The sequence below is a fragment of the Enterobacter sp. BWH64 genome (genome assembly GCF_001037645.1).
In the GTDB taxonomy this organism is placed as follows: Bacteria; Pseudomonadota; Gammaproteobacteria; order Enterobacterales; family Enterobacteriaceae; genus Enterobacter; species Enterobacter hormaechei_C.
In genome coordinates this window covers 1621375-1633832 of record NZ_KQ089922.1, presented here as the reverse complement: position 1 = coordinate 1633832, position 12458 = coordinate 1621375, and the positions used below count along the sequence as shown (strand labels likewise).

General features: G+C 57.2%; 10 protein-coding genes. 7 read left to right on the top strand and 3 right to left on the bottom strand.

Features of this window, described 5'->3' with window-relative positions:
• Window positions 1-115 precede the first annotated feature (115 nt).
• Together SK50_RS07715 and SK50_RS07710 are read left to right on the top strand one after the other, a co-directional pair.
• Window positions 116-1030: an SPFH domain-containing protein gene (locus SK50_RS07715; protein WP_003858941.1), complete on the top strand. Its 915-nt coding sequence runs from the start codon at window positions 116-118 to the stop codon at window positions 1028-1030.
• A complete protein-coding gene (locus tag SK50_RS07710; RefSeq protein ID WP_015571238.1) occupies window positions 1027-1479 on the top strand; it encodes an NfeD family protein in 453 nt (150 codons plus the stop codon). Before SK50_RS07715 ends, SK50_RS07710 begins: the two co-directional genes overlap by 4 nt.
• On the opposite strand, the gene cueR is transcribed toward SK50_RS07710, so the two are convergent.
• On the bottom strand, window positions 1476-1886 hold the full coding sequence (cueR, locus tag SK50_RS07705) for a Cu(I)-responsive transcriptional regulator (RefSeq protein WP_017383222.1): 411 nt from the start codon (window positions 1884-1886) through the stop codon (window positions 1476-1478). The two genes, SK50_RS07710 and cueR, sit on opposite strands and share 4 nt — an antisense overlap.
• Before the next feature lie 108 nt (window positions 1887-1994).
• On the opposite strand from cueR, the gene copA reads away from it, so the two are divergent.
• The 3 genes from copA (at window position 1995) to ybaK (ending at window position 6016) form a co-directional block, all read left to right on the top strand.
• Window positions 1995-4493 (top strand): copper-exporting P-type ATPase CopA, encoded by a 2499-nt coding sequence (gene copA / locus SK50_RS07700; RefSeq protein WP_017694389.1) that lies wholly within the window; start codon window positions 1995-1997, stop codon window positions 4491-4493.
• Window positions 4494-4543: 50 nt separating this feature from the next.
• Complete coding sequence (locus tag SK50_RS07695; RefSeq protein ID WP_017383220.1) at window positions 4544-5338, top strand: TraB/GumN family protein; 795 nt, start codon at window positions 4544-4546, stop codon at window positions 5336-5338.
• Between the two features lie 198 nt (window positions 5339-5536).
• Entirely contained in the window at window positions 5537-6016 is a 480-nt protein-coding gene (gene ybaK / locus SK50_RS07690; RefSeq protein ID WP_010428207.1) for a Cys-tRNA(Pro)/Cys-tRNA(Cys) deacylase YbaK, read from the top strand.
• A gap of 89 nt (window positions 6017-6105) precedes the next feature.
• Here ybaK and ushA read toward each other — a convergent pair whose 3' ends face one another.
• Window positions 6106-7758 carry a bifunctional UDP-sugar hydrolase/5'-nucleotidase UshA gene (gene ushA, locus SK50_RS07685; protein WP_017383219.1) on the bottom strand — a complete coding sequence of 551 codons (1653 nt, stop codon included), beginning with the start codon at window positions 7756-7758 and terminating at the stop codon, window positions 6106-6108.
• A 164-nt stretch (window positions 7759-7922) separates the two neighbouring features.
• Between ushA and SK50_RS07680 the strand changes: the two genes are divergently transcribed.
• The gene (locus tag SK50_RS07680; protein ID WP_015571242.1) at window positions 7923-9143 is read left to right on the top strand and encodes an MFS transporter; all 1221 of its coding nucleotides are present in this window, start codon (window positions 7923-7925) and stop codon (window positions 9141-9143) included.
• A gap of 232 nt (window positions 9144-9375) precedes the next feature.
• Window positions 9376-11052 (top strand): YbaL family putative K(+) efflux transporter, encoded by a 1677-nt coding sequence (gene ybaL, locus SK50_RS07675; RefSeq protein ID WP_045344585.1) that lies wholly within the window; start codon window positions 9376-9378, stop codon window positions 11050-11052.
• Window positions 11053-11145: 93 nt separating this feature from the next.
• On the opposite strand, the gene SK50_RS07670 is transcribed toward ybaL, so the two are convergent.
• Window positions 11146-12450 carry an inosine/guanosine kinase gene (locus SK50_RS07670; protein WP_032647466.1) on the bottom strand — a complete coding sequence of 435 codons (1305 nt, stop codon included), beginning with the start codon at window positions 12448-12450 and terminating at the stop codon, window positions 11146-11148.
• Between the last annotated feature and the right edge of the window lie 8 nt (window positions 12451-12458).

The following is a 12458-nucleotide window of genomic DNA, read 5'->3' as shown; positions in this document are numbered from 1 at the left end:
TGCCAGTCCGGTTCCCACCTCTTTACAGGGGCGAAATCCTCTTCGTTAGCCGATATACTTACGTTCAACAAATACGCAGTTTTTCTCGTTACGGCATGCAAAACAGGAGGTTTTTATGCTCATCGTTGTTCCTGTCCTTATTTTCGTTGCGCTGGTTATCGTGGGCGCAGGCGTCAAAATTGTCCCGCAGGGTTACCAGTGGACCGTCGAACGCTTCGGTCGCTACACCAATACCCTTCAGCCGGGTTTAAGCCTGATCGTCCCGTTCATGGACAGGATTGGGCGTAAGATCAATATGATGGAGCAGGTGCTGGATATCCCTTCCCAGGAAGTCATCTCCAAGGATAACGCCAACGTCACCATCGATGCGGTGTGCTTTATTCAGGTGATTGATGCGCCGAAAGCGGCCTATGAGGTGAGCAACCTGGAGCTGGCGATCGTTAACCTGACCATGACCAACATCCGTACCGTGCTGGGCTCAATGGAGCTGGACGAAATGCTCTCCCAGCGCGACAGCATTAATACCCGCCTGCTGCACATTGTGGATGAAGCCACCAATCCGTGGGGGATCAAAGTGACACGCATTGAGATCCGCGACGTGCGCCCACCGGCAGAGCTGATTGCTTCCATGAACGCGCAGATGAAGGCCGAGCGTACCAAGCGTGCCTATATTCTTGAAGCCGAAGGGGTGCGTCAGGCTGAAATCCTGAAAGCGGAAGGGGAAAAACAGTCGCAGATCCTGAAAGCCGAGGGCGACCGTCAGTCTGCCTTCCTCCAGGCGGAAGCGCGTGAACGTTCGGCAGAAGCGGAAGCCCGCGCGACGCAAATGGTCTCCGAGGCGATTGCCGCCGGGGATATCCAGGCTGTGAACTACTTCGTCGCGCAAAAATATACCGATGCGCTGAAGGAGATCGGCTCCGCGAACAACAGCAAGGTGGTAATGATGCCGCTGGATGCCAGCAGTCTGATGGGATCTATCGCCGGAATTGCCGAGTTGATCAAAGACGGCGGAAACGAGCGTAAAAAATGATTGAGCTCATCGTTGCACATCCTCATGCGTTCTGGCTAAGCCTTGGCGGTTTACTGCTGGCCGCTGAGATGCTTGGCGGCAACGGTTATCTGCTGTGGAGCGGGGTTGCCGCGGTGATTACCGGGCTGGTCGTCTGGCTGCTGCCTGTCGGCTGGGAGTGGCAGGGCGCGCTGTTTGCCGTGCTGACGCTGCTGGCCGCCTGGCTGTGGTGGCGCTGGCTGAACAAACGGGTGAAGGCGCAGAAGCCGGTCGACGCGCACCTCAACCAGCGTGGGCAGCAGATCGTGGGTAGACGCTTTACGCTTGATAACGCGCTGATCAACGGACGCGGTCATATGCGCGTGGGGGACAGTTCGTGGCCGGTGGTGGCCGACGATGACCTCAGCGCCGGCACGCGGGTTGAGGTCATTGCGGTGGAAGGCATTACCCTGCGGGTTAAAGCCTGTTAGGCGTGGGTTTTACGGTGGCAGCAGCCGGAAAGATTGTCGATAATCGGGCACTCGGCGCTGTCATCTCCCGGGCAGGATTCTGCCAGCTGTAACAGTTGCTCACGCATCGCCTGTAATTCGATGATATGGCGTTCGATCTCCGCCACTTTTTCCAGCGTACGTTTTTTCACGTCGGCACTGTGGCGTTTCGGATCGTTAAACAGGTTAACCAGCTCGCCGCACTCTTCAAGGTTAAATCCTACCTGTCTTGCCTGGCGCAGTAACGTCAGTTCGTCAAGATGCAGCTGCGTATAGCTGCGGTAGCCGTTCTCACTGCGCAACGGTGGCGTCACCAGCCCTTTTTCCTCATAAAAGCGAATCGCTTTGCTGGTTAAGCCGGTTTTTTTCGCAACATCGCTGATATTCACATTTCCCCCTTGACCTTCCCCTTGATGGAAGGTTTAACCTTCATAACAGTTAGCGAAAAGCAGAGTGAAGGTCAACAATTGACCAGAACATTATACGGGAGTTTTGTTATGTCTCACACTATTGACCTGACACTGGACGGCCTCTCCTGCGGCCACTGTGTCAAACGCGTTAAAGAAAGCCTGGAGCAGCGTCCTGACGTGGAAAGCGCTGAGGTGAGTATCGATCATGCCGCCGTGACCGGCAGCGCCAGCGCCGACGCGCTGATTGATACCATTAAACAGGCCGGTTACGGGGCGGAGTTAAGCCACCCAAAGGCTAAACCGCTGGCAGAGTCATCATCCCCGTCGGAAGCACTGACAGCGGCCACTCCTGAGCTTCCGGTAGCTGATGATATTGATGACAGCCAACAGCTGCTGATCAACGGCATGAGCTGCGCCAGCTGCGTCTCCCGGGTACAAAACGCCTTACAGGCGGTACCGGGCGTCGCACAGGCACGGGTAAACCTGGCGGAGCGTACTGCGCTGGTGATGGGCAGCGCCTCCGCCGCAGAGTTAGTGCAGGCCGTGGAGAAAGCGGGCTACGGGGCGGAGGCCATCGAAGATGATGCCGAGCGCCGCGAGCGCCAGCAGGAAACGGCTGTCGCCACTATGAAGCGTTTCCGCTGGCAGGCGATTGTCGCCCTGCTGGTCGGTATTCCGGTGATGGTGTGGGGCATGATGGGTGACAACATGATGGTCACCGCTGACAACCGCACCCTGTGGCTGGTGATTGGTCTGATTACCCTTGCGGTGATGGTGTTTGCTGGCGGACATTTCTATACCAGCGCCTGGAAGAGCCTGAAAAACCGCACCGCGACGATGGACACGCTGGTCGCGCTCGGTACCGGCGCGGCGTGGCTGTATTCGATGAGCGTGAACGTCTGGCCGCAGTGGTTCCCGATGGAGGCGCGCCATCTCTATTATGAAGCGAGTGCGATGATTATCGGTCTGATTAACTTAGGCCATATGCTCGAAGCCCGCGCGCGTCAGCGCTCGTCGAAAGCGCTGGAAAGATTACTCGATTTAACCCCGCCGACGGCCCGCGTGGTCACGGACGACGGGGAAAAAAGCGTTCCGCTCTCAGAGGTACAGCCGGGAATGACGCTGCGCCTGACCACCGGCGACCGCGTGCCCGTCGACGGTGAAATCACCCAGGGCGATGCCTGGCTGGATGAAGCGATGCTGACCGGCGAGCCGATACCCCAGCAGAAATCTCAGGGCGATGCGGTGCATGCGGGTACGGTGGTACAGGACGGCAGCGTACTGTTCCGCGCCAGCGCGGTCGGGAGCCATACCACGCTGTCACGCATCATTCGCATGGTCCGCCAGGCGCAGAGCAGTAAGCCGGAGATTGGTCAGCTTGCCGATAAAATCTCCGCCATTTTTGTGCCGGTGGTCGTCGGTATTGCCCTGCTGAGCGCGGCGATCTGGTATTTCTTCGGCCCGGCGCCGCAGATTGTCTACACCCTGGTGATCGCCACCACGGTGCTGATCATCGCCTGCCCTTGTGCCCTTGGCCTGGCCACGCCGATGTCGATTATCTCTGGCGTCGGACGCGCCGCCGAATTTGGTGTACTGGTCCGGGATGCTGACGCCCTGCAACGGGCAAGCACGCTGGACACCCTTGTCTTTGATAAAACCGGCACGCTCACCGAGGGCAAACCGCAGGTGGTGGCCGTCAGTACCGTTGGCTGTACGGAGACGGACGCCCTGCGCCTTGCCGCCGCGCTGGAACAAGGTTCCAGCCACCCGCTGGCGCGCGCCATCCTGGAGAAAGCCGGTGATGGCCGTCTGCCGCAGGTCAGCAACTTCCGCACCCTGCGCGGTTTAGGGGTCAGCGGTGAAGCCGAAGGCCATACGCTGCTGCTGGGCAACCAGGCACTGCTGACTGAACACGGCGTTGATACGTCCGCGCTGGACGCAGAGCTAAACGCGCAGGCCTCTCAGGGCGCGACGCCGGTTCTGCTGGCGAGGGATGGTCAGGTGGCGGCGCTGCTGGCCGTGCGCGATCCGTTACGCCAGGACAGCGTAGATGCCTTACAGCGCCTGCACCGCGCGGGCTATCGTCTGGTGATGCTGACCGGGGACAACCCGACCACCGCCAACGCCATTGCGAAAGAAGCCGGTATTGATGAGGTGATCGCGGGCGTCCTGCCGGACGGCAAAGCGGACGCCATCAAGAACCTGCAAAGTCAGGGTCGCCAGGTGGCGATGGTGGGCGACGGCATCAACGACGCCCCGGCGCTGGCGCAGGCTGACGTAGGCATTGCGATGGGCGGCGGGAGCGATGTCGCCATTGAAACCGCGGCGATCACCCTGATGCGCCACAGCCTGATGGGGGTGGCGGATGCGCTGGCGATTTCGAAAGCCACGTTGCGCAACATGAAGCAGAACCTGCTGGGGGCCTTCGTCTATAACTCGCTCGGCATTCCGATTGCCGCCGGGATTTTGTGGCCGCTGACCGGTACCCTGCTGAACCCGGTTGTTGCGGGTGCGGCGATGGCGCTCTCGTCAATTACCGTGGTGAGCAACGCTAACCGTCTGCTGCGGTTTAAACCGAAGGATTGAACCTTGTACCCGTACGCGCTAGCATGAACCTTTCCGATCATGGAGCGCGTATGGGTCTGTTTAATCGTCTAAAAACATCGTTTCGCGCCCTTTTTCCCCGCCGTTATGCCTGGCCCGGTATGGATATTTCGCTTCCGGGCGGGCAGCATCTGCACCTGGTGGGAAGCATTCATATGGGCACGCAGGACATGTCCCCCCTGCCCTCCGGCCTGATTAAACTGCTGAAGCGCGCCGACGCGCTGATCGTCGAAGCCGACATCTCCGGCCATGAATCGCCGTTTGCAGGGCTGGAAAGCGATCGCCCCCTGGCGGAACGTCTTAACGGGACGCAGCTGGCTGAGCTTACCCGTCTTGCGGATGAGACCGGCGTCTCGCTCTCAATGCTCGACACTCTGCCCCTGTGGCAAATTGCCATGGTGCTACAGGCCACCCAGGCGCAGCGCCTGGGGCTGCGCGGCGATTACGGTATCGATTATCAACTGCTGAATGCGGCAAGGGCGCGCAACCTGTCCGTCATTGAACTGGAAGGCACGGACAGCCAGATTGCGCTTCTTCGCCAGCTTCCCGATGACGGCCTCATGCTGCTGGATGATACCCTGACCCACTGGCACACCAACGCGCGTCTGCTGCAAACGATGATTGGCTGGTGGCTGGATGCGCCGCCCGCAGACGGTAAGCTGGCGTTACCGTCGACGTTCAGTGAATCGTTGTATGATGTGCTGATGAACGCGCGCAACCAGGCGTGGCGGGAGACACTATATGCCCTGCCTGCCGGTCGTTATGTTGTCGCGGTTGGCGCGTTGCATTTGTACGGAGAAGGGAATTTGCCGTCGCTGCTGAAATAAAAAAATGGCCAATATCTCTATTGGCCCGTCAAAGAGGAATTTCATCGTTTTTATTATACCGAAGTGACCTTCGGCTACGCCGATTGTCGCTCAAAGTAACCATCACTGCCAATACTATTGCGCAAGATGGTGCTATTTTTTAGACAAACGTCAGGCGTATGCTGCTGGTATGAATCGTCTGTCGTAAGAAGGATAGCCATGACTCCCGCCGTTAAATTACTCGAAAAAAACAAAATTTCTTTCCGGATCCACACCTACGATCACGATCCGAACGAAACCAACTTTGGTGATGAAGTGGTGCGCAAGCTGGGGCTGAACGCGGACCAGGTCTACAAAACGCTGCTGGTCGCGGTGAACGGCGATATGAAGCACCTCGCCGTGGCAGTGACGCCCGTCGCCGGACAGCTTGATCTGAAGAAAGTGGCCAAAGCGCTGGGAGCGAAAAAGGTCGATATGGCTGACCCGATGGTTGCGCAACGCACAACGGGTTATCTGGTCGGCGGGATCAGCCCGCTCGGCCAGAAAAAGCGTCTGCCGACGCTGATCGATGCGCCTTCGCAGGAATTTGAGACGATCTATATTTCTGGCGGCAAACGCGGGCTGGATATCGAACTGGCCGCAGGCGATCTGGCGAAAATGCTGGACGCGAAATTTGCGGATATTGCGCGCCGGGATTGAGAAAATTGCCCGGTGGCGCTGCGCTTACCGGGCCTACGATTCAAATGTAGGCCGGGTAAGGCGAAGCCGCCACCCGGCAAAAAAACGCACTACTGCCAGCTCACCTCGCCTTTCGGCTCATACATGTTCACGTCAATCGGTGAATTTTGCTGGATAAACTGCTTCAACACTTCCGCATCAATAAACCCGGTATTTACATAGCCCGGTTTGTTATCGATATGCGGATAGCCGTCGCCGCCGGTGGCGTTAAAGCTTAACGTTGCCAGGCGGTAGGTTTTCGCCGGATCAACCGGTTCGCCTTTGATTTTGAGATCGTTAAGCTTGCCGTCCTTCGCGACGAAGCTGACGTTAGCAAACTGCGGATACGCCCCGGAATCCGGCTTCATCTGCGCCACGGCGGTCAGGTAGTCAATCACCTCCTTCCCGCTCATGTCCGCATAGACCACCACGTTGCCAAACGGCTGCACTTTGAGCACGTCTTTATAGGTGATGTCTCCGCCTTCAATGGAATCACGAATACCGCCGCCGCTCATCACGCCGAAATCAGCATTCGTGCGCGCCATCTGCGCGGCCAGCACCAGACGCCCCATGTTGGTCTGTACAAAGCGGACTTTGCTGCGGTCCCCTTCCAGTCGTCCGTTAAGCGTGCCAATCTTCACGTCCAGCTGCGCTTTCCCTTTGCTCTGGAACGGCGTCAGCAGAGAGAGCATCTGCTGGTTTTCAGCGATCTCTGGCGTGTAGAGCACCCGCTCGCTTTTGCCATCCGGGTAGGTCACTTTCTTCTTCAGGTTGACCGGGATGAGCTGATAGTGCACCAGCTTCATTTCGCCGTTACGGAATTCGAAATCCGCGCGGCCAACGTATTTACCCCACTCGTGAGCCTGTACAATCCAGATCCCGTTCTGACGATCAGGCGCGCACGGCGTGCCGGGCACATAATCTGCCTGCTTTTTATTCTCAGAAGCCATGCAGACCGGATCCTGTGAGTGACCGCCCACAATCATCGCCAGCGAGCCCGCAGGAAGGCTGCGCGCCATCTCCACGTCGCCCGGCGCGTTAGAGCCGTGCTGACCGTTATCGTAATGCCCCATGTGGGTGGTCGCGATAATCACATCCGGTTTTTCATTCTGCTGCAACTCCTGGATCACCAGCTTCGCTTCGTCCGCCGGTTTACGAAATTCGATGTCGGTGAAAAATTCAGGGTTGCCAATTTTGGCCGTATCGTCGGTGGTTAAGCCGATGACCGCGATCTTCAGATCCTGACGCTTAAACAGCGCCCACGGTTTAAACAGGCGCTCGCCGGTGCTTTTCTGATAAATATTGGCGGAAAGGAACGGGAATTTGGACCACTTCTCCTGCTGGCGCAACACGCTCAGCGGATTATCAAACTCGTGGTTTCCGACCGCCATCGCGTCGTAACCAATTAAATTCATGCCGCGGAAATCAGGCTCGGCATCCTGCAAATCAGATTCCGGTACCCCGGTATTAATATCCCCGCCCGACAGCAGCAGGACGCTGCCGCCCTGGGCCGCGACCTCTTTACGAATGCCGTCCACCAGCGTTTTTTGCGCCGCCAGGCCATATTCACCGTATTCGCTGCGCCAGAAATGGCCGTGATGATCGTTAGTATGCAGAATGGTAATTTTATAGGTTTTATCTTTTTCATACGCCTGCGCGGGCAGGCTTGTCAGCCCCCATGCGGCGATGAGCGCCAGCGCGACGCCACGCTTCATTAACTTCATCTTCTCTCTCCCTGACCCATAGACAAACGCAAAAATTACAGTGACTCACAAGAATAGACAAATAAGTTTTCAGAATTGCGACTTTCTTCAAATGTCACGGACGGGTATGTTAGTCGGATAATAATTACTCCCTGCATCTCTAATAACAAATCGACGTGGTATTTATGGCAATCAGTGAATCAACCCAGCCCGTCCAGGGCGCTCCGGCGTCGCCGCCGAAATCGCGCACTTCCTTTAAAGTATTAGGCGCAATCAGTCTCTCTCATCTGCTCAACGACATGATCCAGTCGCTGATTCTGGCGATCTACCCGCTGTTGCAATCTGAGTTCTCATTAACCTTCGTGCAGATCGGGATGATCACCCTGACCTTCCAGCTGGCCTCTTCGCTGCTACAGCCGGTGGTGGGCTACTGGACGGACAAATACCCGATGCCATGGTCGCTGCCCATTGGCATGTGCTTCACCCTGAGCGGGCTGGTGCTGCTGGCCATGGCGGGCAGCTTTGAGGCGGTACTGGTTGCCGCGGCGCTGGTGGGAACCGGTTCATCGGTGTTCCATCCGGAATCGTCCCGCGTGGCACGTATGGCCTCAGGCGGACGTCACGGGCTGGCGCAGTCTCTGTTCCAGGTGGGGGGTAACTTTGGTAGCTCCCTCGGTCCTCTGCTGGCGGCGGTAATTATCGCGCCTTACGGCAAAGGCAACGTGGCGTGGTTTGTGCTGGCCGCGCTGCTGGCGATTGTCGTCCTGGCGCAAATCAGCCGCTGGTATGCCGCGCAGCATCGCGTAAATAAGGGAAAACCTGCCGCGAAGATAACCAATCCCCTTCCGCGCAATAAGGTGATCCTTGCCGTCAGCGTGCTGCTGGTGCTGATTTTCTCGAAATATTTCTATATGGCGAGCATCAGCAGCTATTACACCTTCTATCTGATGCAAAAATTCGGATTATCAGTACAAAACGCCCAGTTCCACCTCTTTGCCTTCCTGTTTGCGGTGGCGGCAGGCACGGTGATAGGCGGCCCTGTAGGGGATAAAATAGGACGTAAATATGTGATTTGGGGCTCTATCCTCGGCGTCGCGCCGTTTACGCTTGTTTTACCGTACGCAACGCTGGAATGGACCGGAATATTGACGGTGATTATTGGTTTTATTCTCGCATCGGCATTTTCAGCCATCCTGGTCTACGCGCAGGAGCTGCTGCCGGGACGTATCGGTATGGTTTCCGGTCTCTTTTTCGGTTTTGCTTTTGGCATGGGCGGCCTTGGCGCAGCCGTGTTGGGGATGGTTGCAGACCACACCAGCATCTTCCTGGTCTATAAAATCTGCGCTTTCCTGCCACTTCTGGGGATGTTGACCATATTCCTGCCTGACAATCGTCATAAAGCGTGACTTCACGGCTGCCAAAGTTAAACTTTGGCAGCCGGATAACCTGATGCCATAAGGCTTTCCTCTCCCTCCCCTCAGCAAATTTATCAAAATCTGCCTTTTTTCATGCTTATTGCCTTTTTATTGTGATTTCAACAATTATTCATAAACATAAGCGTAAAAATTGTCATAAACTATTAATCGGCTTTTTGGTATTTGCACCAAAAATGGATCACCCATCGCGAAAGGAGACGGAATGCACCACGCCACACCGCTTATCACCACCATTGTTGGTGGACTTGTGCTCGCTTTTATTCTCGGCATGATTGCCAATAAACTGCGTATTTCGCCCCTGGTAGGCTATTTACTGGCGGGCGTGCTGGCAGGGCCCTTTACGCCGGGTTTTGTCGCTGATACCAAACTGGCGCCTGAGCTGGCGGAATTGGGCGTGATCCTGCTGATGTTTGGCGTCGGACTGCATTTTTCCCTGAAGGATCTGATGGCGGTAAAGTCGATCGCCATACCGGGAGCGATCGCCCAGATAGGGGTGGCGACGCTGCTGGGCATGGCGCTTTCGGCGGTGCTGGGCTGGTCAATCATGACCGGTATCGTATTTGGGCTGTGTCTTTCAACCGCCAGTACCGTGGTGCTGCTGCGCGCGCTTGAAGAGAGACAGCTGATAGACAGCCAGCGCGGACAAATCGCGATAGGTTGGCTGATTGTTGAAGATCTGGTAATGGTGTTGACGCTGGTTCTGCTGCCTGCCGTTGCCGGGATGATGGAAAAAGAGAATATCGGCTTCGCCTCGCTGGCGCTGGATATGAGCATTACCATCGGTAAGGTTGTAGCGTTTATCGCCATCATGATGCTGGTGGGCCGCCGTCTGGTGCCGTGGATCATGTCCCGCAGCGCCGCCACGGGCTCGCGTGAACTGTTCACGCTTTCGGTCCTTGCGCTGGCGCTGGGCATTGCCTTTGGCGCCGTCGAGCTGTTTGACGTCTCCTTTGCGCTGGGCGCGTTCTTCGCCGGGATGGTGCTGAACGAGTCCGAGCTGAGCCACCGTGCCGCGCACGATACCCTGCCGCTACGTGATGCATTCGCGGTGCTGTTCTTTGTCTCCGTCGGGATGCTGTTCGACCCGCTGATCCTCATTCAGCAGCCGCTGGCCGTGCTGGGTACGCTGGCAATCATCATCTTTGGTAAGTCCGTTGCCGCCTTCTTCCTGGTACGGATGTTCGGTCACTCGCCGCGCACGGCGCTGACCATCGCCGCCAGCCTGGCGCAGATTGGCGAGTTCGCCTTTATTCTTGCCGGTCTGGGGATGGCCCTGAACCTGCTGCCACAGGCGGGGCAAAATCTGGTGCTGGCGGGGGCGATCCTCTCCATCATGCTAAACCCGGTATTGTTTGCCCTGCTGGAGAAATATCTCGAGAAGACCGAAACCCTCGAAGAGCAAACCCTGGAAGAAGCGATTGAGGAGGAGAAACAGATCCCCGTAGATATCTGCAACCACGCGCTGCTGGTCGGTTTTGGCCGCGTCGGCAGCCTGCTCGGTGAGAAGCTGATGGCCCAGGGGATCCCCCTGGTAGTGATTGAAACCTCCCGCACTCGCGTCGACGAGCTTCGCGAGCGCGGCATCCGCGCGGTGCTGGGCAACGCGGCTAACGAAGAGATTATGAATCTGGCGCATCTGGACTGCGCTCGCTGGCTGTTACTCACTATCCCGAACGGTTACGAGGCTGGCGAGATTGTCGCCACAGCCCGTGAAAAATGCCCGCATATCGAAATCATTGCCCGCGCCCATTATGATGACGAAGTGGAGTACATCACCGAGCGCGGCGCGAACCAGGTGGTGATGGGTGAGCGTGAGATTGCGAATACGATGCTGACAATGCTGACGAAACCGCCGGTTGAAGAGGCGATGACGGGGTAAGTTTTGTGCGGCCTGATGCCCTCACCCTGGCCCTCTCCCACAGGGAGAGGGAACAAACACTAAAAACGGCAACCACAGGTTGCCGTTTTGCTTTTACCTGTCCCAATACGCCTCTTCGAGGCTGTCTTCCCGTTCCGGCAGCCCCCGCGTTAAGCGCGGTGAATGCTGGTTCAGCACCTGATAACTCACGCGGTTCGCGTACTTGCACACCTGCGCCAGCGAGGAGTAGGTCAGCCAGTTGAAGGTGTGCTTGCTGGAATTCGGCACATTGGTTTTGTGGTAGGCGTTGGCGGTGATGTCGTGCAGCAGCGCGGCCAGCGCGCCGTCGCCCGCGCCGTTGGTGTTCATGATCTTCTCGGGGCCACCCATATACGGTGCGATGTGGGAGAAGATACGCAGCGGGTTGATGCAGTCTTTATAACGCATGGCGCGGCTGAACTCGTACTGGTTAAATTCGGCGATTGCGCCCGGCAGCAGCGGGTGCTGGGTTTTCCGCTTGCTCTCTTCTTCCGTGAAGCCCGCCATATACAGCCCGACCGGCCCGGCGGTGCAGAGCACCAGATCTACCCAGTCCAGCGCCTTATCAGACGCCAGCAGCGGATCGCTTTCGCCGGTCAGCGCTTCGGCTTCTTCTTCATTCATCGCCAGAATCGAGACGTGTTCTTTCAGGAAGGCCTGCCACCACTCCGGGTTGTCGGCAATGACGAATTTGGTGCCCAGCGTCAGAACCACAGGCACGTTGTATTTCTTCGCGTACTCAATTGCCTTCATGGTTGCGTCCGGCATTGGTTCGCCCGGCTTGCAGCGCACCAGATAGGAGGTCAGTACCAGCGCAGACGCGCCCGCGATCACCTCTTCCGGGATACTTTCAGCGCGCAGCTTGTTCATATGGCCGGGGCTGATGGCAAAGGTACGCTCGCCGGAATCGCTTATCAGCGTAAAGCAGCGGCCAATCGGCCCGTCAACGCCCTGCAAATAGTTCAGATCGGTGCGGCTGGAGGTATTGCACAGGTAGCGGTAGGCATAGCCACCGATTTCGATATTGCTGCACATCACGCCAAGCAGCACCGAGCGGTCGTCTGCCAGTACGGAGTAGTTGTGCATGGTGTTGCCGATGGTGCCGCCGGCAAACTGGTGGGTGATAAGATTTTCGCGCACCAGCTCCTGATACAGCGCTTCAGCAACGTCATCCTCAATCACCAGCGAGTGCCCGGCGCTCAGACCGTAACGTGCGACAAACGCATCATCCACTTTGGCTTCAATGTCCACCAGCGTCTGATCGATACCGACCACCCAGGCAGCGCTGGTTTCGCTTTCCTGCTGAATTTGCTGTAACAGCGGATCGCGGGCATCGACGGGGAAATAGTGTTTGGACTTACGTTTACCGGGAAATTTCATGGTCTGAA